20 protein-coding genes are annotated in these 23,674 nt (G+C 61.4%); 6 read left to right on the top strand and 14 right to left on the bottom strand.

The annotated features are described in order from the left end of the window. The first annotated feature begins 108 nt into the window (after positions 1-108). From OQ248_RS13150 to creC, 3 genes are all read left to right on the top strand, one after another. Positions 109-612, top strand: coding sequence for an ATP-dependent zinc protease (locus OQ248_RS13150; protein ID WP_119427607.1), 504 nt, complete (start codon positions 109-111; stop codon positions 610-612). Positions 613-841: 229 nt separating this feature from the next. Then, entirely contained in the window at positions 842-1,522 is a 681-nt protein-coding gene (gene creB, locus OQ248_RS13155) for a two-component system response regulator CreB (protein ID WP_265813046.1), read from the top strand. Further along, complete coding sequence (gene creC, locus OQ248_RS13160; protein WP_265813047.1) at positions 1,522-2,940, top strand: two-component system sensor histidine kinase CreC; 1,419 nt, start codon at positions 1,522-1,524, stop codon at positions 2,938-2,940. Before creB ends, creC begins: the two co-directional genes overlap by 1 nt. A 24-nt stretch (positions 2,941-2,964) precedes the next feature. Here creC and OQ248_RS13165 read toward each other — a convergent pair whose 3' ends face one another. Further along, positions 2,965-3,975 carry an acyltransferase gene (locus OQ248_RS13165; protein ID WP_265813048.1) on the bottom strand — a complete coding sequence of 337 codons (1,011 nt, stop codon included), beginning with the start codon at positions 3,973-3,975 and terminating at the stop codon, positions 2,965-2,967. 166 nt (positions 3,976-4,141) lie between these two features. Here OQ248_RS13165 and creD point away from each other — a divergent pair, with 166 nt between their 5' ends. Beyond that, a complete protein-coding gene (creD, locus tag OQ248_RS13170) occupies positions 4,142-5,512 on the top strand; it encodes a cell envelope integrity protein CreD (protein WP_265813050.1) in 1,371 nt (456 codons plus the stop codon). A gap of 175 nt (positions 5,513-5,687) precedes the next feature. On the opposite strand, the gene OQ248_RS13175 is transcribed toward creD, so the two are convergent. The 8 genes from OQ248_RS13175 to OQ248_RS13210 form a co-directional block, all read right to left on the bottom strand. Further along, a complete protein-coding gene (locus tag OQ248_RS13175) occupies positions 5,688-6,317 on the bottom strand; it encodes a glutathione S-transferase (protein WP_085709173.1) in 630 nt (209 codons plus the stop codon). 162 nt (positions 6,318-6,479) lie between these two features. Then, positions 6,480-6,659 carry a hypothetical protein gene (locus OQ248_RS13180; protein WP_065259090.1) on the bottom strand — a complete coding sequence of 60 codons (180 nt, stop codon included), beginning with the start codon at positions 6,657-6,659 and terminating at the stop codon, positions 6,480-6,482. After that, positions 6,656-7,786, bottom strand: coding sequence for a PepSY domain-containing protein (locus OQ248_RS13185; RefSeq protein WP_265813051.1), 1,131 nt, complete (start codon positions 7,784-7,786; stop codon positions 6,656-6,658). The genes OQ248_RS13180 and OQ248_RS13185 overlap by 4 nt, the downstream gene beginning before the upstream one ends. A gap of 74 nt (positions 7,787-7,860) precedes the next feature. Next, positions 7,861-10,287: a TonB-dependent siderophore receptor gene (locus OQ248_RS13190; protein WP_265813052.1), complete on the bottom strand. Its 2,427-nt coding sequence runs from the start codon at positions 10,285-10,287 to the stop codon at positions 7,861-7,863. Between the two features lie 166 nt (positions 10,288-10,453). Next, entirely contained in the window at positions 10,454-11,425 is a 972-nt protein-coding gene (locus OQ248_RS13195; protein ID WP_265813053.1) for a FecR family protein, read from the bottom strand. Beyond that, positions 11,422-11,940 (bottom strand): RNA polymerase sigma factor, encoded by a 519-nt coding sequence (locus OQ248_RS13200; protein WP_085731669.1) that lies wholly within the window; start codon positions 11,938-11,940, stop codon positions 11,422-11,424. Before OQ248_RS13200 ends, OQ248_RS13195 begins: the two co-directional genes overlap by 4 nt. Positions 11,941-12,051: 111 nt before the next feature. Then, on the bottom strand, positions 12,052-12,759 hold the full coding sequence (locus tag OQ248_RS13205) for a 3'-5' exonuclease (RefSeq protein ID WP_119427615.1): 708 nt from the start codon (positions 12,757-12,759) through the stop codon (positions 12,052-12,054). After that, positions 12,756-14,696 carry a putative nucleotidyltransferase substrate binding domain-containing protein gene (locus tag OQ248_RS13210; RefSeq protein ID WP_114885950.1) on the bottom strand — a complete coding sequence of 647 codons (1,941 nt, stop codon included), beginning with the start codon at positions 14,694-14,696 and terminating at the stop codon, positions 12,756-12,758. The genes OQ248_RS13205 and OQ248_RS13210 overlap by 4 nt, the downstream gene beginning before the upstream one ends. Before the next feature lie 254 nt (positions 14,697-14,950). On the opposite strand from OQ248_RS13210, the gene OQ248_RS13215 reads away from it, so the two are divergent. Beyond that, positions 14,951-15,397, top strand: a complete 447-nt coding sequence (locus OQ248_RS13215) for a response regulator (protein ID WP_134828326.1) — start codon at positions 14,951-14,953, stop codon at positions 15,395-15,397. Between the two features lie 72 nt (positions 15,398-15,469). On the opposite strand, the gene OQ248_RS13220 is transcribed toward OQ248_RS13215, so the two are convergent. Further along, on the bottom strand, positions 15,470-17,647 hold the full coding sequence (locus OQ248_RS13220) for a malate synthase G (protein ID WP_265813054.1): 2,178 nt from the start codon (positions 17,645-17,647) through the stop codon (positions 15,470-15,472). 476 nt (positions 17,648-18,123) lie between these two features. On the opposite strand from OQ248_RS13220, the gene OQ248_RS13225 reads away from it, so the two are divergent. Next, entirely contained in the window at positions 18,124-18,642 is a 519-nt protein-coding gene (locus OQ248_RS13225) for a glycine cleavage system protein R (RefSeq protein WP_011336250.1), read from the top strand. Positions 18,643-18,865: 223 nt separating this feature from the next. Here the strand turns inward: OQ248_RS13225 and rarD are convergent, their stop codons facing one another. The 4 genes from rarD to OQ248_RS13245 all read right to left on the bottom strand — a co-directional run bounded on the left by rarD (position 18,866) and on the right by OQ248_RS13245 (position 23,649). Further along, the gene (gene rarD / locus OQ248_RS13230; protein WP_248740016.1) at positions 18,866-19,753 is read right to left on the bottom strand and encodes an EamA family transporter RarD; all 888 of its coding nucleotides are present in this window, start codon (positions 19,751-19,753) and stop codon (positions 18,866-18,868) included. A gap of 66 nt (positions 19,754-19,819) precedes the next feature. Next, the gene (locus OQ248_RS13235) at positions 19,820-20,794 is read right to left on the bottom strand and encodes a serine/threonine protein kinase (protein ID WP_265813055.1); all 975 of its coding nucleotides are present in this window, start codon (positions 20,792-20,794) and stop codon (positions 19,820-19,822) included. 116 nt (positions 20,795-20,910) lie between these two features. Further along, positions 20,911-22,812, bottom strand: coding sequence for a PhoX family phosphatase (locus tag OQ248_RS13240; RefSeq protein WP_265813056.1), 1,902 nt, complete (start codon positions 22,810-22,812; stop codon positions 20,911-20,913). A 72-nt stretch (positions 22,813-22,884) separates the two neighbouring features. Further along, positions 22,885-23,649 (bottom strand): TOBE domain-containing protein, encoded by a 765-nt coding sequence (locus OQ248_RS13245; protein WP_114885938.1) that lies wholly within the window; start codon positions 23,647-23,649, stop codon positions 22,885-22,887. Positions 23,650-23,674: the final 25 nt, after the last annotated feature.

Here is a 23,674-nt window from a genome sequence, read left to right on the forward strand (position 1 = left end):
GGTTACGAATGTTTCACCTTTGGCGCGTTAGCCTTGCGGGAACGATCAAGCGAACAGCGGTCTAAAATCTCGCGTCAGTCGCCCCCATTTCCCAAGGAAGCCCATTACGTGAAATCCCTCCTTGCATTGCTTTCCCTTGTTGCCCTGCCGGTGCTGGCCGCCGAGCCGACCCTGTACGGACGCTACGAATACATCGCGCTGCCGGAAATCGGCGGGCAAGTGCTCAAGGCGAAAATGGACACCGGTGCGCTGACCGCCTCGCTGTCGGCCAAGGACATCGAGACCTTCACCCGCGACGGTGAAGACTGGGTTCGCTTCCGCCTCGCCACCAAGGACGCCAGCAACAAGGTGTTCGAACACAAGATCGCGCGGATCAGCAAGATCAAGAGCCGCTCGGATGAAGAAGACGAGGGTGAAAGCACCGAAGTGGCCAAGCGTCCGGTGGTCGATCTGGAGCTGTGCCTGGGCAACGTCAAGCGTACCGTCGAGGTCAACCTGACCGACCGCAGCCACTTCAACTACCCGTTGCTGATCGGTGCCAAGGCCTTGCGTGAGTTCGGTGCAGCGGTAAACCCGGCGCGGCGTTTCACCGCCGACAAGCCGGACTGCTAGAGCGTCGCGTCTCGCAAATACTGTTCCCTTTTGACGGCGTCTGTCGCCGTCATGCTGCGTTGCCGCTCCTCGCCATAGCCAGCTATGACTCGTCGCGGCGCCTTGCCTGACGGCAACAGCCACTCGTCAAAAGATGAACGTATTTGTGAGACGCGACGCTGGTGGTCTCATTGACGTAACGTCAGGCTTGGGGCACCGTTCGCGCACTCATTCCACAGGCTCGGACGCCATGCCTCATATCCTGATTGTCGAAGACGAAGCGGCGATTGCCGACACGCTGATTTTTGCCTTGCAGGGCGAGGGCTTCACCACGACCTGGCTGAGCCTCGGCGCGCAAGCGCTGGAGCATCAGCGCCAGACACCGGCCGACCTGATCATCCTCGACATCGGCCTGCCGGATATCAGCGGCTTCGAAACCTGCAAGCAACTGCGCCGGTTCAGCGAAGTGCCGGTGCTGTTTCTCAGTGCCCGGGATGCCGAGATTGACCGGGTGGTGGGCCTGGAAATCGGCGCCGACGATTACGTGGTCAAGCCGTTCAGCCCAAGGGAAGTGGCGGCGCGGGTCCGGGCGATTCTCAAGCGCATGGCGCCGCGCCCGCCGGCCGAAGCCTGGTCGGGAGTGTTTCGCATCGATCCCGAACGCGTGCAGATCAGCTATCGCGGCCAGGCGTTGAGCCTGACCCGTCAGGAATTTCGTTTGCTGCAATGTCTGCTCGAACAACCGGAGCGGGTGTTCAGCCGCGAGCAGCTGCTCGATGCGCTGGGTGTGGCAGCCGACGCCGGCTATGAGCGCAGCATCGACAGCCACATCAAGAGCGTGCGCGCCAAGTTGCGCCTGATTCGCGCCGAGGCCGAGCCGATCCAGACCCATCGCGGCCTCGGCTACAGCTACAGTCCGGGGCACAGCTGATGTCACTGGGGCTGCGGATTTTCCTGGTGTACGTACTGTTTATCGGCCTCACTGGTTATTTTGTGCTCAACACCGTGATGGAAGAAATCCGCCCCGGCGTGCGCCAGTCCACTGAGGAAACCCTGGTCGATACCGCCAACCTGATGGCGGAAATCCTCAAGGACGATTTCAAGGCCGGCACCCTCAGCCAGAATCGCTGGCCGGAACTGCTCCGCGCCTATGGCGAGCGCCAGCCGAAAGCGACGATCTGGGGCCTGCCGAAAAACCAGGTCAACCACCGCATCTACGTCACCGACGCCAAGGGCATCGTGGTGCTGGATTCCAGCGGTCTGGCGGTCGGTCAGGATTACTCGCGCTGGAACGACGTCTACCTGACCCTGCGCGGTGAATACGGCGCGCGCTCCAGCCGCAGTGACCCGAATGACCCGAATTCCTCGGTGATGCACGTCGGCGCGCCGATCCGCGATGATGGCCAGATCATCGGCGTGGTCACCGTGGCCAAGCCCAACAGTTCATTGCAACCTTACGTCGACCGGACCGAGCGCCGTCTGCTGGGTTATGGCGCCGGGCTGATCATCCTGGGTCTGCTGTTCGGTGCGCTGTTGTCATGGTGGCTGAGCCGGGCACTGCACCGGTTGACCCGTTATGCCGAGGCCGTGAGCGAAGGGCGCCGGGTGGAAGTTCCGCATTACCGTGGCGGCGAGCTGGAACAACTGGCGAGCGCTGTGGAACAGATGCGCACCCAGCTTGAAGGCAAGGCCTACGTCGAACGTTACGTCCACACCTTGACCCATGAACTGAAGAGCCCGCTGGCGGCGATTCGCGGTGCTGCCGAGTTGCTGCAGAGCGAAATGCCATTGGCGCAACGCCAGCGTTTCGTCGGCAACATCGACAGCGAAAGTGCGCGCATGCAGCAGTTGATCGAACGGCTGCTCGATCTGGCCCAGGTGGAGCAGCGTCAGGCGCTTGAGGAGCGCGTCGCCGTACCGCTTGCGGCGCTGGTCGATGAAGTGTTGCAGGCACAGGCCGCACGTATTGAAGGTAAACAGCTGCGAATCGAGTGCACCATCGCGGCGGACCTGTCGTTGATCGGCGAGCCATTTCTGCTGCGTCAGGCCTTGGGCAATTTGCTGGAGAACGCCCTGGATTTCACGCCGCCACGGGGAGTGTTGCGATTTGACGCCGAGCGGGTTGGCGAGCAGATCGAGTTCCGGCTGTTCAACGAAGCAGCGTCGATTCCCGATTACGCGTTGGCGCGTCTGACCGAGCGATTCTATTCATTACCGCGTCCGGACAGCGGGCGCAAAAGCACCGGGCTCGGGCTTAATTTCGTCGAAGAAGTAGTCAAGTTACACGGTGGTTCTCTGCGCATCGACAACCTGGAAGGTGGCGTGCAGGTCCAACTGCTCCTGCCGTGAACACACGAGTGACCCGCTTTCTGCTCAGGACGGCGTCATCACCTGATTGATTCGGGCCTTGCTTCGACGGTGCACCCACTGCAGCGCTGGTCGTTCAATCCAGATCCATGAGGCAGCGGCCAACACGATCACGATCAGCGTCGACACGATCATGGACGGCACGAACGCCAGTGACGTCTTGTTGATCACCAACTGCTGTACCGGAAACGCATACAGATAGATGCCGTAAGACAGATCGAACCGGCCCCGGATAGTGTGATCGACGTACAGCAGACCCAGGCTCAATGTGGCCAGGCAAATGCATAGCGTGACGACCACCCCGGACAGCGACGTTCCCGCCGCCAGCGGAATCAGGCCCAGACAGGTCGCCAGGGTGATGACCAATCGGTGCCTGGCACCCAGATGCTGCCTGTAGAAAGCCACCAGCGACCCGGCAAAGAAAGCGATACCGGCACAGCCATACAACGCCAGTTTCTGCGTCAGTGCCGTGACCGGTGCATTACCCAGCACATAGGTCGCAATACAAAACGCCACGAGCAACGCAGCGGCCGTCGCGGCCCGGCGGAACAGGCCCAGCGCGACCGCTACCAGCAGATAAAAGGCGAATTCGATTTTCAGCGTCCACAGGCTGCCGTTGAAAGATTCGCTGAAGATAAAGGCTTCAGTGATTTCTTCGATGTTCGCCCGGCCGAACAGTGAAATACGCAGGAAGTCGATCAGGGCGGCGGAGTCCGTCACATAGCCCTCGGCGAACACCGCGCCGGCCACAAAAGTCATCATGAAGGCGCAGACGATCAGTGCCGGGAAAATCCGTGCGATGCGCTTGCTCAGGTAGTCGGTGAAGCTGTTGGCATTGAGGAAGCTGAGGGTGATCAGCAGGCCGGAAATCGAGAAGAAAGCGATGACCGCGATCCCGCCCAGCGAGTTGTAGCCGGCAATTCCCGGACCTTCCGACCCTGTGAGGGCGAAGTGATGGCTGACCAGCACCAATAGCGCGGCAACGTGCCTGATCAAATCGAATGAGTTGTTTCGCAATCCAATAGTCCTTTATTCCTGCCTTGTCCGCTGGTGGCGGGCAAGTTTGCTCGTTGCTCCTGGAAGAAAGCTTTTTACAGGTATTTCCACGTAAAGCCCACACAACCTCCATAACAAAACCACACAGCACTTCCAGACTCGCCTCATTCAAACGAGGGGCGTGGCCATGAACAAAAACCTGACATTCAAACTGGGGGCGATTGCCCTGCTGATCCTGCTGTTACTGGTGCCACTGCTGATGATCGACGGCATCATCGACGATCGCCAGCAACGACGCGATGGTGTCCTTGAAGACATCGCCCGCAGTTCAAGCTACAGCCAGCAGATCAGCGGGCCGGTGATGGTGGTGCCGTATCGCAAAGTGATACGCACCTGGAAGACCCGGGAAAAAAACGGCGAGCAATATCTGGAGCTCAGCGAAGAACGTGGTCGCCTGTACTTCCTGCCGGAGCGCTTCGAACTCGACGGCCAGGTGCAGACCGAGCTGCGAGCCCGGGGCATTTACGAGGCGCGGCTGTTCCATGCAGAAAACCGCATCAGCGGGCATTTCTCGCTGCCGGCGCAGTTGGGAATTACCGAGGACTTCACCGATTACCACTTCGATGCACCGTTTCTGGCGATCGGCATCAGCGACATTCGCGGGATCGAAAATGCCCTGAAACTGGAACTCGGTTCGCAACGCCTGGACTTCGTGCCCGGCACGCAAGTGGGCTGGCTCGGCGAGGGTGTTCGGGCGACGTTGCCGGCACTCGATACAACTCAGGCCACGGAACTGGCCTTCGGTTTCGATCTGCGTTTGCAGGGCACCGGCTCGTTGCAGGTGCTGCCGGTGGGCAAGACCAGTCGCGTGAATCTTTCCGCCAACTGGCCGCACCCAAGCTTCATCGGCAACTTCCTGCCGGCCAAACGAGAAGTCACCGATCAGGGCTTCACCGCCGATTGGCAGACCTCGTTTTTCTCCACCAACCTGCAAGAAGCCATGAATCGTTGCGTTTCTGGCAACGATTGCGAGGCGTTCAACGGGCGCAGTTTCGGGGTGAGTTTCATCGATCCGGTAGATCAGTACCTGAAGAGTGAACGGGCGATCAAATATGCGCTGCTGTTCATTGTCCTGACGTTCGCCGGTTTCTTCCTGTTCGAAGTGCTGAAGAGCCTGGCGGTACACCCGGTGCAATACGCGCTGGTGGGGGTGGCGCTGGCGTTTTTCTACCTGTTGTTGCTGTCGCTGTCGGAACACATCGGGTTTGCCCTGGCGTATCTGCTGTCGGCCAGTGGTTGTGTGTTGTTGATTGGCTTCTATGTCTGCCATGTGTTGCGCAGTGTGCGTCACGGCCTGAGTTTTTCGGCGGGGCTGGCGGCGTTGTATGGCCTGCTCTACGGCTTGCTGAGCGCCGAGGATTACGCGCTGCTGATGGGCTCGCTGTTGCTGTTCGGCCTGCTGGGTGTGTTCATGGTGCTGACCCGTAATCTGGACTGGTATGGCGTCGGGCAGAAACCGGCCAAGCCCCTGGAGTTTGATCTCGGAGCGGTGCAATGAGCCGGTTCGTGGGGTTGCGTGAGGAGCAGCGGGAGGCGGAGGTGTTGATGACGCGGATTATCGGGTTTCTGCCAGTTGAACCGCGCTGGTGCATTCGCGAGCAAGCTCGCTCCCACAGGTGCACGCGTTCCAGTGTGGGAGCGAGCTTGCTCGCGAAGGGGCCGGAACAGTCGGCCTAGACTTTCGGCATTGTCGCAATCATCGACGGGCGCTGGCTCACTTCAAAGAACCAGTTGGCCAGTTGCGGGTTGGCTTCACGCCAGCCCAGATCCGGGAAGCGCAGATCCAGATAACCCAGTGCGCAGGCCACGCTGATCGCGGCGACGTCGAAATGGCTGGTCAGTTCGGCGATGGCGTCGTGCTCCAGCAGCGCCAGGGTGCGGCGGATCTTGTCGCGCTGGGCCTCGAGCCACTCGTCCCAGTGCTTCTCCGGGGCGCGCAGGACTTGCTCGTAACGCACCATCACCGAGGCGTCCATGATCCCGTCGGCCATCGAGGCCAGTGTTAGGCGCCGCCAGCGGGCCGAGCCGTCGCGAGGGATCAGTGGATTGCCGACGTGCTGGTGGTCGAGGTAATCGAGGATCACCCGGCTGTCATGGATGACGTTGCCGTCGGCCAGGCGCAGGGCCGGTATCTTGCCCAGCGGGTTGTCTTCGTTCAGCGCAGCGTTCGGGCTGACCGGTGTCAGGACGCAGTCCTGCAGGGCGACGCGATCCTGCTGGCCGGTCTCGTGCAGCAGCACCATGACTTTGCGCACGAACGGGGACAGGGTGTTGTGGAACAGGGTCATGCTGGGAGCGGACATCGGCAGGGTCTCGGTCAAGGGCAATGAACGGGCAGCATAGCCTGTCAGCGACTTGGCTCAAGCCTTTTGTGGGAGCGAGCTTGCTCGCGATAGCGGACTCTCAGTCGCCTGGATTGTGAATGAACAGACGCTATCGCGAGCAGGCTCGCTCCCACAGGTTTTTCAGCTTCGCCACAGCAGACCGCGCAAGGCGAGTGCGGCCGGCACACCCAGACCGATCCAGCTCAAGCCGTCCCAGATTCCGTCGCCCAGCAGTGCGGCGAACAGCCCCGCCGCACTGAGCAACGCGATCACCAGCGGTGTGCTGAAGACTTTCCAGAAGTTCGACTGACGCGGTTTCATGTCGAAGCCTCCATTGTTTCCAGTACCGGCTTCGCCGCTTTACGTCGCACCACCCACAAGTACACGCCGCTGCCGAGGACGATGATGGTCAGTACGTCCAGCGTGGCCCAGAGGATTTTCATCGGCATGCCGCCGTAGTCGCCAAAGTGCAGCGGCTGCGACATGCCCATGGCGTCCATGTACCACGGCCGTTCTGCGACTGCCGTGACCTGCAGGGTGCTGGCGTCGATCAGCACCGGCGTCAGCAAGTGCGAAGTCAGGTGGGTGCCGCCCTTCATGAACACCGAGTAATGGTGCTCGCTGGAAAACCGCGTACCGGGAAAGGCGATGAAGTCCGGTTTCATCCCCGCTGCGACTTCGCTGGCGATATCCAGCAGGCGGGTGGCCGGGGCGAGATAAGTCAGCGGCGGGGCATCGCGGTAGGGCGCGATCATGGCGTTTAGCGAATCGTTGCGCCAGGCCGCGATGATCAGATCGGCACAGGCGCTGATCACTCCGGTGACTCCCACCACCAGCGCCCAGGTCAGGGTCACCACGCCGATCAGGTTGTGCAGGTCGAGCCAGCGCAGGCGGGTGGATTTGTCCCGGCGCACGGTGCCAAAGTCCAGGCGACGCATGAACGGCAGGTACAACACCGTTCCGGACACGATGGCGACCACGAACAAAACACCCATGAACGCCAGCAGCAACTTGCCCGGCAGGCCGGCAAACATGTCGACGTGCAGGCGCAGGATGAACAGCATCAGGCCACCGTTGGCCGACGGTGTTTCCAGGGCTTCGCCGGTGCGCGCGTCGAGCATGAAGGTGTGCGAGGAGTTCGGCTCGGTGCCGGCGGTCTTCGCCATGATCGTCAGCACGGTGTTCGGCTCGTCGTCTTCGAAGCCGAAGTACTGCACGACTTCACCGGGGCGATGGGCCTCGGCGGCTTGCACCAGTTGCGCCAGATTCAGGTGCGGCGTGTCGGCCGGCATCTCGCGCACCACCGGAGCGTCACCGAGCAGGTGCTCGATCTCATGATGGAAAATCAGCGGCAGGCCGGTCAGGGCCAGCAGCAGCAAAAACACGGTGCAGATCAGACTGGTCCAGGTGTGGACGAGCGACCAGCGACGGATTGTTTTACTTTTCATTTCATGACCTTCAAAAACACCAAAGCCGTCCACGAGGGACGGCCTGGTTGCAGGGCCTGTTTCAGCTCAAGCAATTACCACTTGTAGGTGGCGCTGGCGACGACGCTGCGCTGGTCGCCGTAGTAGCAGTAGAAGCTGTCGCAGGTGGAAATGTAGTCCTTGTCGAACAGGTTGGTGGCGTTGAGGGCCAGCGATGCGCCCTTCAAGCTGTTGTCCAGGCGACCGAGGTCGTAATGCACGCTGGCATCGAACACGGTGTAGGCGTCGGCCTTGCCCAGCCAGGTGTTGGCCTTGTCGCCGTAGGTGTTGCCGGTGTAGCGCACACCGCCGCCGATGCCGAAGCCGTCGAGCACGCCGCTGTGCCAGGTGTAATCGGTCCACAGCGAGGCTTGCTGGTTCGGCATCAGTTGCAGGCGGTTGCCCTTGTCGACGCCGTTCTGCACTTCGGACTTGGCCAGGGTGTAGGCCGCGATGACTTTCAGGTTTTCGGTGACGTCGGAGGTGGCTTCCAGCTCCAGGCCTTTGACTTTCACTTCGCCGGTCTGGCTGGTGATCGATACGCCATTGACGAAGGAGCTCACCGAGACGTTTTTCTGGGTCAGGTCATACACGGCGGCGGACAGCAGGGTCTTGCTGCCGGGCGGCTGGTACTTGATGCCCAGTTCCCACTGCTTGCCTTCGGTCGGCTTGAGCGATTCCGTGGAAGAGGCGTCGGCGCCACTGGTGGGCTGGAAGGATTCGGCGTAGGAAATGTACGGCACGAAACCCGAGTCGAACACGTAGCTCAGTGCCGCGTTGCCGCTGAAGGCCTTGTCGCGGTCGGTGTTGGTCGCATCGGCCTTGTTGATGAACTTCGTACCGGTGTGCACCCAGTCTTCACGACCGCCGAGGGTCAGGCGCCATTGGTCGAGGGCCATCTGGTCCTGCACGTACAGGCCGGTCTGGTTTGTCTTTTGCTCATAGTCGTAGAAGGCGGTGGAGCGCGCCGGACGCACGATCGGCTGACCGTAGATCGGGTTGAGCACGTTGGTGGTCAGGCCGTCACCGAAGATCGAGGTGTAGTTGTTGTTGCTGCGCTGGTGATCCAGACCCAGCAACAGGGTGTGGCGGATGTCGCCGGTGGCGAAGTCGGCCTGGAAGTTGTTGTCCACGGCGAACTGGCTGATGTCCTCATTGACACTGGTGCTGGTGCGGCCGACGTTGCCAGCGTTGTCCACCTGAGTGTACGGATACGAACCCGGGGTCAGGCTCTGGAACGACAGCTCTGACTTGGTGTAACGCAGATTCTGCTTGAACTGCCACACATCGTTCAGGCGATGTTCAAAGGCGTAACCGAGTGCGTAGTAGGTGCGGTCGTAGTATTCCCAGTCCGGATCACCGAGGTTCTTGTGATGGGAAACCTTGCCGAACGGCATGTCGATCTTGGTGCCCTGCACCGGCAGGAACTGGCTGGTGATGCCGGTATCGTCGCGGGTGAACTGGGTCAGCAGGGTGAACTTGGTGTTGTCGTCGATGTTCCAGGTCAGGCTCGGCGCGATGTTGTAGCGCTTGTTGTCGACGTGATCGACCTGCGTGCCGCTGTCACGAACCACGCCGCTGAGGCCGTAGAGGAACTGGCCGGCGTCGTCGATCTTGCCGGTGCTGGCGAAGTTGATCTGACGGTGGTTGTCGCTGCCGTATTGCAGCTGGATTTCGCTGCTCTGAACATCGCTCGGGCGACGGCTGACCATGTCCAGCAAGCCGCCTGGCGGGGTCTGGCCGTAAACCGACGAGGCCGGGCCGCGCAGCAGGGCGAGGCGGTCGAGGTTCCAGGTTTCCTGTTTCGGGTTGGCGTACACGCCTTTTGGCAGCGGCAGGCCATCGAGGAACTGGGTCGGTTCGAAGCCACGCACGCGCAGCCAGTCGGCGCGGGTGTCGCTGCCATAGCTGCTGGCGGTGATGCCCGGCATGTAGCGCACGGCGTCATCAAGGCTGTGCACGCTGCGGTCGTCCATCTGCTGGCGGGTGGCGACGGAGATAGAGCGCGGCGCTTCGACCAGCGCGGTGTCGGTCTTGGTGCCGGCGGCAGTACGGGTGGCGGTGTAGCCTTCGACCGGGCCCCAGGCGCTTTCAGTGTTTTCCACACCGATCACCGAAGTCTCCGGCAAGGCCATTACGCCTTCCGGCACGGCGACCAAGGTGTAAGTGCCGGTGCTGCTCTGCTCCAGTTGCAGGCCGGTGCCGCGCAGGGCAGCGCTCAATGCACCTGCCGCGTCATATTGGCCGTTGACCGGCGCCGAGGTCTTGCCGGCTGCCAGCGACGGATTCAGCGACAGCGTGAGGCTGCCCTGACTGGCGATCTGGTTCAGGGTGGTGGACAGCGGCGCGGCCGGCAGGTTGTAGGCGCGTACGCTCGACGCCTGTTCAGCGGCGATCAGCTGGCTGCTGGCCAGCGGGGTGCAGAGAGCAATGGCGACCGCCAGCAAACTGGGGCGCAACAAGGTGTCTAGCGAACGGGACATACGGCGGCTCCTGAATGGAAATATTTCTCAATTGCCTGTGTGCCGGACGAGATTCGAAAAGTGATAGGGCTGGATGAAAATAATTTCGATTAACGGACGGCATGGCGGCTGAAGTCAGCTGAAAGTCCGTTTTCATGGGGGGAGGGCGAGCAGGCAACGCGGTGTGTCAGGGCTTCGGATCAGCCTTGGCCACGGTGACCCACCACGGCGTGTGCTGCTCGATCTGCACCGGCAGGGTCGGGAGCAGGGCGCTCAACGCTTTGTCGGTATCGTGCAGCGGGAAGCTGCCGGTAATGCGCAGGTCAGCGACTTCCGGCGCAATGCCCAGATGACCGCGACGATAGCGGCCAAGCTCATGCACCAGGTCTTCCAGGCGGGCGTTGTCCACCACCAGCATGCCCCGGGTCCAGGCATCGGCACCGGGGTTGAGCGCCACCACCGAATCCAGACCGTTATTGCGGATCAGCACTTGCTGGCCTTCACGCAGGATCTGTTCCTGCGGATCGGATTGCGGATGCGCCGCGACGGCCGATTGCAACACGCTCAGGCGCGTACCCTGTTCTTCGCGCTTGACCAGAAACCGCGTGCCCAGCGCACGCATGCGGCCTTCGCGGGTTTCGACGATGAACGGTCGTGCATCGCCATGGCCGGTCTCTATGAGGATTTCGCCTTCCTGCAACACCACCAGGCGCTGCTTGTCATCGAACCGCACATCCATGGCGCTGTGGGTGTTGAGATTGACCACGGTACCGTCTGCCAGCCGCACGGTGCGTTGTTCGCCGGTGGCGGTGCGCTGGTCGGCGAGCCAGTAATCCAGCGGCAGATAGTGTTCTGCGGCAAACAGCGAAAGGCCGATCACCGCGACAACACTGGCCAGACCACTGCCAAGCTTGCGCACACGCCGGCGAATGCCTTCGCGCGATTGCAGCAACGCGGCGCGGGCCGGACCGCTGGCCATGCTGAAACGCTGGTCGAGCATGCCCAACTGGCGCCAGGCGCGGGCGTGTTCTTCGTTGGCGGCGTGCCATTTGGCGAATTCTTCGCGCTCCAGTGGCGTGCTGGAATCGAGGGTCAACTGCCAGGCAATCGCCGCATCCAGTACATGGGCCGGCACCGGTCTGGAACTGGCGGGGTTCATGTCGGCTCACCGTACAGGGCGATGTAGCACTGGCGGATGCCCTGGGCCAGATACTGGCGCACGCGCGGCACCGACACGCCGAGTTTGTCGGCGATCTCGGCATGGGTCAGGCCATCGAGACGGTTATAGAGGAATGCGGCGCGAGCCTTGGTCGACAACTGGCCGAGCAGGCGGTCGATGGCTTTGAGGTCTTCGAGTATCAGTTGCTGCTCTTCCACCGACGGCTGTTCGCCTTCGGGGATCAGCATCAATTCGGCGAGATAGGCCTGCTCCAGCGCGGCGCGACGGAAATAGTCGAACAACAACCCTTTGGCGATCGCCACCAGAAAGGCCCGGGGCTCGCGGGGTGTCAGCAGTTCTTCGCGACCAAGCAGGCGCACGAAGGTGTCCTGGCTCAGATCTTCTGCACGTTGCGGACAAGCCACGTTGCGCCGCAGCCAGGCCAGCAGCCAGCCGCGATGGTCGCGATACAACGCACCGACGAGCTCACTGTGAGGGCTTTGGGCTGACGACACGAAGGCACCGACTGGGAAATGTTAACCAACGAGAATTGTTCGCGATTGTGGCAGAGGTGGGAATGGTTAGCAATTGGCCACCGGTCGGGTTGTCGGGCGACAACCCGGGGCTCAGAACGAATGTGTCTGCTGGCGGCGCTTCCACTGGCTCAGGCGTTGCTGCAAATTCAATGGGCTATGAATCTGCTGCTGACGCGCCCGGCTGAACAGAATCAACGCCAGCTCCGCCGTGGCCAATGCGTCGGCGCTGGCGTGGTGGCGCTCGAACACTTCGAGCTTGAACCAGTTGATCCACTCATCCAGACCTGCCTCGCGAATGTGAGCCTGCGGGCAAACCAGCGGTGCAATGTCTGCGACATCCAGAAATACCTGCTGCAACTTGTGGCCCAAATGTTCCTTCACCGCCCGGCCCAGCATGTGCTGATCGAACGGCGCATGAAACGCCAACACCGGACTGTCGCCAATAAACTCCAGCAGCTCGAGCAATGCCTCGGCCGGCTCGCTGCCGGCAGCAATCGCATTCGGCCCCAAACCATGGATCAACACGCTGGGGCCGAGTTTGAGTTCACGACATTGCAGCGTGCGTTCGAACTGCTGGCTGAAATCGATGGCGCCGTCTTCGATTACCACCGCGCCAATCGACAGCACCCGGTCCTTGTTCAGGTTGAGCCCGGTGGTTTCCAGATCCAGCACCACCCAGCGCTGTTCACGCAGGCTGCACTCGCTCAGTTCGAGGACCGCGGGCAGTTGCGCCAGGCGTTGTCGTAAATCGTCCGGCAGAACGGGGCTGGCCGGACGCAGCCACGAGAACAGGCTCATAGCTGATACCGCAGGGTCAGGCTGCTTTGCAGGCGTTGGGCCTGGCGCAGGGATTCACGCAGGATGCGCCGGTCCAGATGATTGAGGCTGTCCGGATCGACCCGGTTGGAGTACGGCAGGTTTTCCCGGGTCTGCAGTTGATGCTGTTGCATGCGCGTCTGCTGGATGAAGTGATAGGCCTCTTCGTAAGCTGCGCCATCCAGCCGCTCGATGACTTCTTTATCGACTAACTGGCGGAAACGTTCGAGGGTGTTGTTCGCATCGATGCCGTTGGCCAGTGCCAGCAGGCGTGCGCCATCGACAAACGGCGTCAGGCCCTGGATCTTCAGGTCCAGCGTGGCTTTCTCGCCGTTCTTTTTCGTCAGCACGAATTCACGGAAACGCCCCACTGGCGGACGGTTGCGCAGGGCGTTCTCGGCCATCATGCGCTGGAACAATCGATTGTCGCCTACCTGATCGAGAATCCCCCGGCGCAATTGCTCGCAACCCTGTTCATCGCCCCAGACCACCCGCAGGTCGAAATAGATGCTGGAGCCCAGCAGGTTCTCCGGCGTTGCCTCGCGGATGAACGCGGCAAAGCGCCGGGCCCATTCGGCGCGGGACAAACACAGCTGCGGATTGCCGGCCATGACGTTGCCCTTGCACAGGGTGAAGCCGCATTGCGCCAGGCTGTTATTGATCTGCTGGGCGATGGGCAGCAACTTGCCGCGAATCTCCGCCGCATGGGCCGCATCCCGGGCTTCGAACAGAATGCCGTTGTCCTGATCGGTGTGCAGGGTCTGCTCGCGTCGGCCTTCGCTGCCGAAACACAGCCAACTGAACGGCACACCGGGGTCGCCTTTCTCGGCGAGGGTCAGTTCGATCACCCGGCACACGGTGTGATCGTTGAGCAGGGTGATGATGTGAGTGATTTGTGTCGAAGAGGCACCGTGAGCGAGCATGCGCTCCACCAGCTGGCCGATCTCGCCGCGCAGGGTCACCAGTTGTTCAACCCGCTGGGCGCTGCGGATGGTCCGCGCCAGGTGTACCAGATCGACCCGCTGCAGCGAAAACAGATCGCGCTCTGAAACCACGCCACACAATCGCTGATCCTTGACCAGGCAGACGTGGGCGATATGCCGTTCGGTCATGGCGATTGCCGCGTCGAAGGCGCTGTGATCCGGCGACAGATAGAACGGCGAGGGCGTCATGTGGCGTTCTATCGGTTCATTGAAGTCGCCGACACCTTCCGCCACCACATGCCGAAGGTCACGCAGGGTGAAAATCCCCAGCGGTGCCTTGTGTTCATCCACTGCGACGATGCTGCCGACCTGTTGTTCGTGCATCAGCTTCACCGCTTCGCGCAACGGCGTGGTCGGGCTGCAGGTGACTGGATGGCGCATGGCCAATTCGCCGAGGCGGGTGTTCAGCGAATACTGGGTGCCGAGGGTTTCCACGGCTTTCTGCTGGACCTGCTGGTTGACCTGATCCAGCAGGCTGCTGACCCCGCGCAGGGCGAAGTCGCGGAAGGTGTTGGAGAGGGCGAACAGCTTGATGAACGCCAGTTTGTTCAGTTGCAGGCAAAAGGTGTCTTCGCCGGCCAGGTGTTCGGTGCGGGTCGCCCGTTCGCCGAGCAGCGCGGCGAGGGGAAAACACTCGCCGGTGGTGATTTCAAACGTGGTTTCGGTGCCGCCCTTGGCCGTGTGCGGACGCTCGCCGACCACCCGGCCCTGCTTGACGATGTAGAAGTGTTCGACCGGCCCGTCGGCGGGTTTGATGATGCTCTCGCCCTGGCCGTAGAAACGCAGCTGGCATTGCTCCACCAGATAGGCGAGGTGGGCGTGTTCCATCTGATTGAAAGGGGGGAAGCGCTGGAGAAACTGCAATGTGCCCTGAATGTTCTGCAACACCGCGGTTTTCCCTGCCTGGGTGAAGGCGTCCGCTTTACTCATAACCATTACCGCAGTCTTTTTCGAATTGTTGTTATTGGATCGTTGCAGCCATGGTCGACTCCGGCGCGCAGGGTGCCCATTGGACGTAAGTCTAGGTTTGGCATGCCGTTGGGTAGTTTTCGGATATGCCCTACACAAACAGTCGGAAATTCTCGGGTTCGCCCCTTGGAAAAAAATCCGACGAAGTGCACATTGAAGCTCTGCCCAGCGATGTCTGACCACTGTGCCAGGGGATCGATTTTGAAAACGTAGAGAACGCCATGTCCGACCACGATATTTTGAGCGACGCCGAGCGGGAAGCGCTCAGCGCCGTCATGCTGGAACCCGACCTGCCGCCGCAGCGGGTACTGATCGTTGATGACGACAAGGACGCCCGCGAGCTGCTGTCGGAGATCCTGGCACTGGACGGCATTCGTTGCATGACGGCAGCCAGCGGCGAGTCCGCGCTGAAGATGATCGAGGAAAAACCTTCGATCGGCCTGGTGATCACCGATCTGCGGATGGGTCATGTCGACGGGCTGGACCTGATTCGTCAGGTGCGAGAGTCGGCGCGGGCGGCGATGCCGATCATCATTGTGTCCGGTGATGCCGACGTGAAGGATGCGATTGCGGCGATGCATTTGAGCGTGGTGGATTTTCTGCTCAAGCCGATTGATACGGCGAAGTTGCTGGGGTTGGTCAAACATGAGCTCGGCATAGAGCCTTAGTTGTTCCGGCACAAACAAAAAAAGCCCTGATCGAAAGATCAGGGCTTTTTCATGTCCGGCATCAACCGCAGGTTACAGGCCGTTGGCAGCCTTGAACTCGCGACGACGACGGTGCAGGACCGGCTCGGTGTAGCCGTTCGGCTGTTTGGTGCCTTCGATCACCAGTTCGACCGCCGCCTGGAAGGCGATGTTGCTGTCGAAGTTCGGCGCCAGCGGACGGTACAGCGCATCGTTGGCGTTCTGACGGTCCACCACCGGCGCCATGCGCTTGAGGCTTTCCATCACTTGCGCTTCGGTCACGATGCCGTGGCGCAGCCAGTTGGCGATGTGCTGGCTGGAGATACGCAGCGTTGCACGGTCTTCCATCAGGCCGACGTCGTTGATGTCCGGCACTTTCGAGCAACCCACGCCCTGGTCGATCCAGCGCACCACGTAACCGAGAATGCCCTGGGCGTTGTTGTCCAGTTCGTTCTTGATCTGTTCCGGCGTCCAGTTCGGGTTGACCGCCAGAGGGATGGTCAGGATGTCATCGACCGAAGCACGGGCACGTTTGGCCAGCTCGGCCTGACGGGCGAATACGTCGACCTTGTGGTAGTGCAGCGCGTGCAGCGCAGCGGCGGTCGGCGATGGAACCCAGGCAGTATTGGCACCGGCCAGCGGGTGAGCGATTTTCTGTTCGAGCATCGCTGCCATCAGGTCGGGCATCGCCCACATGCCTTTACCGATTTGCGCACGACCTTGCAGGCCGGTGCTCAGACCGATATCGACGTTCCAGTTCTCGTAGGCGCCGATCCACTTTTCAGCCTTCATGTCAGCCTTGCGCACCATCGGGCCGGCTTCCATGGAGGTGTGGATTTCGTCGCCGGTACGGTCGAGGAAGCCGGTGTTGATGAACACCACGCGCTCGCTGGCCGCCTGGATGCAGGCCTTGAGGTTGACCGTGGTACGGCGTTCCTCGTCCATGATCCCGACTTTCAGGGTGTTGCGCTTGAGGCCCAGCACGTCTTCGATGCGACCGAACAGTTCGTTGGTGAACGCCGCTTCTTCCGGGCCGTGCATCTTCGGTTTGACGATGTAGACGGAACCGGTACGGGTGTTCTTGCGCGAGGTGTTGCCGCTCAGGTTGTGCATCGCCGCCAGGCAAGTGACCAGACCGTCGAGGATGCCTTCCGGCACTTCGTTGCCGTGCTTGTCGAGGATCGCGTCGATGGTCATCAGGTGGCCGACGTTACGCACGAACAGCAGCGAGCGGCCGTGCAGGGTCAGTTCGCTGCCGTCGACCTTGGTGTAGGTACGATCCGGGTTCATGGTGCGGGTGAAAGTCTGGCCGCCCTTGGAAACGGATTCTGCCAGGTCGCCTTTCATCAGGCCGAGCCAGTTGCGGTAGATCACCACCTTGTCGTCGGCATCGACGGCGGCCACGGAGTCTTCGCAGTCCATGATGGTGGTCAGCGCCGCTTCCATCAGGATGTCTTTGACGCCGGCGGCGTCGGTCTGGCCGACCGGGGTGCTGGCGTCGATCTGGATTTCGAAATGCAGGCCGTTGTTCTTCAGCAGGATCGCGATCGGCGCATTGGCGTCGCCCTGGAAACCGATCAGCTGTGCATCGTTGCGCAGGCCGCTGTTGCTGCCGCCCTTGAGGGTGACGACCAGTTTGCCGTCAGCGATCTTGTAGCCGGTGGAATCGACGTGGGAGCCGGCCGCCAGTGGCGCCGCTTCGTCGAGGAACGCACGGGCGAAGGCGATGACTTTGTCGCCACGCACCTTGTTGTAGCCTTTGCCTTTTTCCGCGCCGCCGGCTTCGCTGATGGCGTCGGTGCCATACAGGGCGTCGTACAGCGAACCCCAGCGGGCGTTCGAGGCGTTGAGGGCGAAGCGGGCGTTCATCACCGGAACCACGAGTTGCGGGCCGGCGGTACGGGCGATTTCGTCATCGACGTTTTGCGTCGTTGCCTGGAAATCAGCCGCTTCTGGCAGCAGATAACCGATCTCTTGCAGGAAGGCTTTGTAGGCCACGGCGTCGTGCGGCTGACCGGCACGGGTCTGGTGCCAGCCATCGATACGGGCCTGGAAGTCATCGCGTTTGGCGAGTAGGGCTTTGTTCTTCGGCGCCAGGTCGTGAATGACCTTGTCGGCACCTTCCCAGAATTTGTCGGCGGTGAGGCCGGTACCGGGAATGGCTTCGTTGTTCACGAAGTCGAACAGGACTTTGGCGACCTGCAGGCCACCGACTTGAACGTGTTCAGTCATTGCTTGCCTCACTCTGCTCAGCTATTTCGCTTTTCAGCTCTTCAATTTGACAATGAAGCCTCTGGCCATTTAAACCACAAACCCCTCGACCAGTACATGCCATCGCTGGCGGCTGGGCTGGGACCAATCAACGGCTTGGGGGCCTTGCTGACGGGGCTTTCAGGGTTGCGAACGTGCCTTGGGCAGACATCGATCCAACGTTATGTAGTGCGCGCTGCGGCATACTACATGATGACTTGCGGTTGTGAAAATCAGACTAATTACGTCGTTCTGCGACCCCATGACGCATTGCGGTCACGGCGCGGAACGGGATGTTCTCAAAAAACCAATGGATTGTTCCAGCTAAATATCAAAAGTTGTACACATAAATACTATGCGTCTGCTATGGCCCCTCGTTTGCCGTCATCACGGCAGTGCCGGCCGGCTTGCCTATACTTGCTTTTCTATAACAAAAGTCATGACAAGAGGGCTGCGCCATGGATCACCTCGTACTCACCGTCTTCGCGCCGGACAAGCCCGGGCAGGTCGAGCGCATCGCCCAATGCATCGCCGAGCACGGCGGCAACTGGCTGGAAAGCCGCATGTCGCGCATGGCCGGGCAGTTCGCCGGGATTCTGCGGGTCGGTGTGCCGGCGGAGGCTTACGACGAATTAGTCGATGCCTTACAAGCGCTGTCGGCGCAGGGCATTCGCGTGCTGGTGGCCGAAAGCGGTATTGAACAGGCCTGCACCTGGAAACCGATTGCCATGGAACTGGTGGGCAATGATCGTCCGGGAATCGTGCGCGATATCACCCGATTGCTGAGCGAACAGGGCGTCAACCTCGAACGGCTGGTGACCGAGGTGCGCCCGGCACCGATGAGCAGCGAGCCACTGTTTCACGCCGAGGCGATTCTGGCGGTACCGCTGACTCTTTCACTGGACGTGCTGCAATCGCGCCTGGAAACCCTGGCCGACGACTTGATGGTGGAGTTGGTGCTGCGCACCGACTTGTGAGGACGGATCGGGTTATCCAGTTTAAACGTGCACCTGCCTGTGGATAACCTGTAGAGACTGCCTTCCAGGCCACGTCCGCCGTGGCTTGGCGATGATTGATCAAAAAAACGCCAGCATTCAGTGACTTGCGCACAAACGGCGGGGATCACGCTGTGGATAACCTTGGGAAGGAACGATACAGGCCACGAGAACCGTGGCCTGTGGAGGTTTGTGCGTTTTTTGATCAGCTGCGCCGGCGCAGACTTATCCACGCATCGACGCTGTACACCGCCAGACCGGCCCAGATAAACATGAAAGCGATCAGCGTGCTGGACGACAAATGCTCGCCGAACAGCAGCACGGCTTGCAGCAGCACCAGGGTCGGCGCCAGGTATTGCAGGAAACCGAGGGTGGTGTAAGGCAGGTGCCGGGCGGCGGCGTTGAAGCACACCAGCGGCACCAGCGTCACCGGACCGGCCGCCACCAACCACCAGGCTTCTGAAGTAGTCCAGAAGGCGGCCTGTGCACTGGTGGCGGTCGGATTGAACAGCAGCCATGCAAGGGCGATCGGCACCAGCATCCAGGTTTCCACCACCAGCCCCGGCAATGCCTTGACCGGCGCCTGCTTGCGGATCAGCCCGTAGAAGCCGAAGGTCAGTGCCAGCACCAGCGACACCCACGGCAGACTGCCCACCTGCCACACCTGCTGCGCAACGCCGACTGCCGCCAGACCGACCGCCAGCCACTGCATGCGGCGCAGGCGTTCGCCGAGGATCAGCATGCCCAGCAACACGTTCACCAGCGGGTTGATGTAGTAGCCGAGGCTCGCCTCAAGCATCCGCCCGTTGTTCACCGACCAGACGTAAGTCAGCCAGTTGGCCGCGATCAAGGTGCCGCTCAGCGCAAGAATCGCCAGGCGTTTCGGGTTGTCGCGCAGCTCCTGCCACCAGCCCGGATGTTTCCAGACCATCAACAGTAGCGCGCCGAACAACGCCGACCACAACACCCGGTGGATGATGATTTCCACCGCCGGTACTTCGGCGATGGCTTTGAAGTAGAGCGGGAACAGTCCCCAGATGATGTAGGCACTCAGGCCCAGAATGTACCCGCGACGCGGGTTGGCGGCTTGCATGCAGAATCCTTGCTTAGGCAGCTAACAAAGCAGCGATTGTACGGGCAGTTGTATAGACGTGTCGTGTCAGAAAAGCTTCAACGGCTCTTCATTCAACGCCGCCAGTTGCTCACGCAACGCCAGCACCTGATCGCCCCAATACCGTTCGCTGCCGAACCACGGAAAACTGCGAGGAAACGCCGGATCGTCCCAGCGTCGCGCCAGCCAGGCGCTGTAGTGCATCAGGCGCAGGGCGCGCAGCGGTTCGATCAGGGCCAGCTCCCGCGGGTCGAAATCGTGGAATTCGTTGTAGCCGTCCATCAATTCCGACAACTGTCCGAGACAATCCTGACGGTCGCCGGCGAGCATCATCCAGATGTCCTGCACCGCCGGGCCCATGCGGCAGTCGTCGAGGTCGACGATGTGGAACATCTCGTCGCGGCACATCATGTTGCCGGGGTGGCAGTCGCCGTGCATGCGGATGTTCCGGTGCGGCGTGGCGGCGTAAACGTCTTCCACACGCTTGAGCAGATCGCGGGCGACGGACTCGTAGGCCGGCAGCAGGCTTTTCGGAATGAAGTTGCCTTCCAGCAGTGTGGTCAGCGACGCATGGCCGAAGTTCTGCACAGCCAAAGCTTCACGGTGTTCGAACGGCCTGGTTTCGCCGACCGCGTGCATGCGCCCGAGCAACTGGCCGAGGCGATACAGTTGATCAAGATTGCCCGGCTCCGGCGCCCGGCCACCGCGACGGGGAAACAGGGTGAAACGGAAACCGGCGTGTTCGTGCAGGGTCTGGCCGTTGTGGATCAGTGGCGCCACCACCGGGATCTCGACGTCGGCCAGTTCGAAGGTGAACTGGTGTTCTTCGAGAATCGCTTCGTTGGTCCAGCGCTGCGGGCGATAGAACTTGGCGATCAGCGGCTCGGAGTCTTCGATGCCGACCTGATAGACGCGGTTTTCGTAACTGTTGAGCGCCAGAATGCGCGCATCGCTCAGGAAGCCGATGCTTTCGACGGCATCGAGCACGAGGTCTGGGGTGAGGGTTTCAAACGGGTGGGCCATGCTGACTCCTGCGCGCGGCAGGCTGCCGCGTCCGGCCCAGCATGGTAGCGCAGACGGGCTGTCTTGAGTGGGATCGTTCCCGTGCAAGGCACGGGAACGATCAGAGCGTTGCGGCATCAGGCGCCGACGATCCCGCCATCCTCACGGGTAATCGCCATCACCGAAGAGCGCGGCTTGCCGTTCGGCAAATGCTCGGGGAAGGTCGAACCGCCGTTCTCGCCCGGATGCTGGATCCCGACAAACAGGGTTTTCTGGTCTGGCGAGAAGCTGATCCCGGTGACTTCGCAGCCGATCGGCCCGACCATGAACCGGCGAATTTCGCCGGTCTTGGGATCGGCACAGAGCATCTGGTTGTTGCCCATCCCGGCAAAGTCCCCGGCGTTGCTCGAATCACCGTCGGTGAGAATCCACAGTCGGCCAGCCTTGTCGAAACCGAGGCCGTCCGGGCTGTTGAACATGTTCTGAGGAGTGATATTCGACGAGCCGCCCTTCGGCGTCCCGGCGTGCACGCTCGGGTTGCCGGCCACCACGAACAGATCCCAGCCGAAAGTCTTCGAGCCGTGATCGTCGCGGTCGGTGCGCCAGCGCAGAATCTGTCCGTAAACGTTTTTCTCGCGAGGGTTCGGGCCGCCCACCGGTTGCCCGTCTTCGCCGCGTTTGGCGTTGTTGGTCAGGGTGCAATAGACCTGGCCGTCTTTCGGGCTGACCACGATCCACTCCGGGCGATCCATACGCGTGGCGCCGACCACACTGGCCGCCAAGCGTGCATGAATCAGCACTTCGGCCTGATCAGCGAAACCACTGCTGGCGTCGATGCCGTTCTTGCCGTGGGTCAGTTCGATCCACTGGCCCTGGCCTTTCGGGTGGTCGGGGTTGCCGTCGCCGGCGTCGAACTTCGCCACGTACAGGGTGCCGTGATCGAGGATGTCGCGGTTGGCTTTGGCGTTGCGGTGATTGATGCGGTCGCGGCTGACGAACTTGTAGATGAACTCGCCGCGTTCGTCGTCGCCCATGTACACCACGGCGCGACCGTCGTCGGTCTCGGCCAGGGCGGCGTTTTCATGTTTGAAACGACCGAGGGCAGTACGTTTGACCGGGGTCGATTGCGGGTCGAACGGGTCGATTTCCACCACCCAGCCGTGACGGTTCAGCTCGTTCGGGTTCTTCGCCATGTCGAAGCGCGGATCGAACGGATGCCAGTTGATCTCGCGACTGGCGGCTGTCACGCCGTAGCGCTTCTGCGCCGGGTCGAACTGTTGCTGGGCGTTGCTGCTGCCGAAGCAGTCGGTGAAGTTCTCTTCGCAGGTCAGGTAAGTGCCCCACGGCGTCTTGCCGTTGGCGCAGTTCTGGAAGGTGCCGAGGACTTTCTTGCCGTGCTTGTCGGCGCTGGTTTTCATCAGCTCATGGCCGGCCGCCGGGCCGCTGATGCGCAGCGGCGAGTTGCCGTGGATGCGACGGTTGTAGCGCGAGCCCTGGACGAACTGCCACTGACCGTTCTTGCGTGCCACTTCGATCACCGACACACCTTCGCAGGCTAGGGCCTTGCGCACGTCTTCCGCCGACTGCGGCAGGCCGCCGTGGGGGTAGAGGTAGCGGTAGTTGGTGTATTCATTGTTGATCGCCATCAGCGCGCGATTTTTGTCGTCCGGGAAGGCGAACAGGCTCATGCCGTCGTTGTTGTCACCGAACTGCACTTCCTGTGCAGCCGCGGTGCCGTTACCGCTCGGGTCGAAGGCCGGACCGTTCTTGTGCAGGGGCTGGCCCCAGCTGATCAGCACCGATGACTTGTAGCCCTTGGGCAGGCTGATGACGTCGGTAGTGGCAGCCGGAATGCTGTCGAAGCCCAGCAGGCGGCTGTTGCCGGCGCTGACACCGGTGGCCAGCGCGCTACGGCTCAACAGGCTGCCGCCGAGGAACATCGCTGCGCCGCACAGTGCGCCGGCGCCGATGAAACCGCGACGGCTCATGCCGACCATTTTTTCCAGGTCAGTGGATTGGTTTTCTTCTAATAGGCTCACATCAGGCTCCCTGCTTGGTTTTGGCAGCCACCTTAATGAGAGGCGATGAAGCTTTTGTTGCAGGAACCCGCGCTAAAGCGGTGTGCCGATCAGCACATTGGACGGCGAGAACTGCACTTGTACCGGCTGGTCGACGGTCAGTTTGTGGGTGCGCAGGTGCAGCGGCTCAGCCAGGGCGCAGAGTGTCTGGCCATTGGGCAGAGCGATGCGCACTTCGCTGGGGCCGTCCTCGGCGTCGAGAATCGCTTCGAGGGTGCCTTCGAGAAGATTGTGACCAGATGTTGCGGCCTGTCCGTTGCCCAACAATTCAAGCCAGCCAGCCTTGATCAATGCCACCACTTCGGTGCCCGGTTGCAGCTCCAGATGCACGGTGCTGTCGTGGGTGATCTGCGCATCGATGCACAGGCCTTCGGCCAGTTCGAGACGGATCAGGTCATTGCGGCCCTGATGCTCGATGCTCACGACCTTGCCGTGCAATTGGTTGCGGGCGCTGGTCCGGAGCATCAAACGACCGAGCAGATCCAGATCGCTGGCGTCTTCGGCGGCTTCGAGCACCTGCGCCTGCAAGGCTTGCAGCTTCTGATAAAGACGCAGCACCCGTTCGCCTTCGCTGGACAATTTGGCGCCACCACCACCCTTGCCGCCGACAGCGCGCTCGACCAAGGGTTTCTGCGCCAGATTGTTCAGCTCATCGATGGCATCCCACGCCGCTTTGTAACTCAGGCCCGCGCTTTTTGCGGCGCGGGTGATTGAGCCCTGTTCGGCGATGTGTTGCAGCAGGGCGATGCGCTGCGGGCGGCGGACGATGTGCTGGGACAACAGGGAAGGCAAGGACATGTCAGGTGCTTTGTGCTGGGTTGAT

Source organism: Pseudomonas sp. COW5 (genome assembly GCF_026240005.1).
GTDB classification, from domain to species: Bacteria; Pseudomonadota; Gammaproteobacteria; order Pseudomonadales; family Pseudomonadaceae; genus Aquipseudomonas; species Aquipseudomonas kribbensis.

Coding starts and splice junctions, on each gene's coding strand:
- OQ248_RS13215 (WP_134828326.1), top strand. CDS start 14,951: ATGTCCGACCACGATATTTTGAGCGACGCCGAGCGGGAAGCGCTCAGC.
- OQ248_RS13180 (WP_065259090.1), bottom strand. CDS start 6,659: ATGAAACCGCGTCAGTCGAACTTCTGGAAAGTCTTCAGCACACCGCTG.
- OQ248_RS13210 (WP_114885950.1), bottom strand. CDS start 14,696: ATGGTTATGAGTAAAGCGGACGCCTTCACCCAGGCAGGGAAAACCGCG.
- OQ248_RS13205 (WP_119427615.1), bottom strand. CDS start 12,759: ATGAGCCTGTTCTCGTGGCTGCGTCCGGCCAGCCCCGTTCTGCCGGAC.
- OQ248_RS13235 (WP_265813055.1), bottom strand. CDS start 20,794: ATGGCCCACCCGTTTGAAACCCTCACCCCAGACCTCGTGCTCGATGCC.
- OQ248_RS13225 (WP_011336250.1), top strand. CDS start 18,124: ATGGATCACCTCGTACTCACCGTCTTCGCGCCGGACAAGCCCGGGCAG.
- OQ248_RS13195 (WP_265813053.1), bottom strand. CDS start 11,425: ATGAACCCCGCCAGTTCCAGACCGGTGCCGGCCCATGTACTGGATGCG.
- OQ248_RS13245 (WP_114885938.1), bottom strand. CDS start 23,649: ATGTCCTTGCCTTCCCTGTTGTCCCAGCACATCGTCCGCCGCCCGCAG.
- rarD (WP_248740016.1), bottom strand. CDS start 19,753: ATGCAAGCCGCCAACCCGCGTCGCGGGTACATTCTGGGCCTGAGTGCC.
- OQ248_RS13220 (WP_265813054.1), bottom strand. CDS start 17,647: ATGACTGAACACGTTCAAGTCGGTGGCCTGCAGGTCGCCAAAGTCCTG.
- creB (WP_265813046.1), top strand. CDS start 842: ATGCCTCATATCCTGATTGTCGAAGACGAAGCGGCGATTGCCGACACG.
- OQ248_RS13185 (WP_265813051.1), bottom strand. CDS start 7,786: ATGAAAAGTAAAACAATCCGTCGCTGGTCGCTCGTCCACACCTGGACC.
- OQ248_RS13190 (WP_265813052.1), bottom strand. CDS start 10,287: ATGTCCCGTTCGCTAGACACCTTGTTGCGCCCCAGTTTGCTGGCGGTC.
- OQ248_RS13175 (WP_085709173.1), bottom strand. CDS start 6,317: ATGTCCGCTCCCAGCATGACCCTGTTCCACAACACCCTGTCCCCGTTC.
- creD (WP_265813050.1), top strand. CDS start 4,142: ATGAACAAAAACCTGACATTCAAACTGGGGGCGATTGCCCTGCTGATC.
- creC (WP_265813047.1), top strand. CDS start 1,522: ATGTCACTGGGGCTGCGGATTTTCCTGGTGTACGTACTGTTTATCGGC.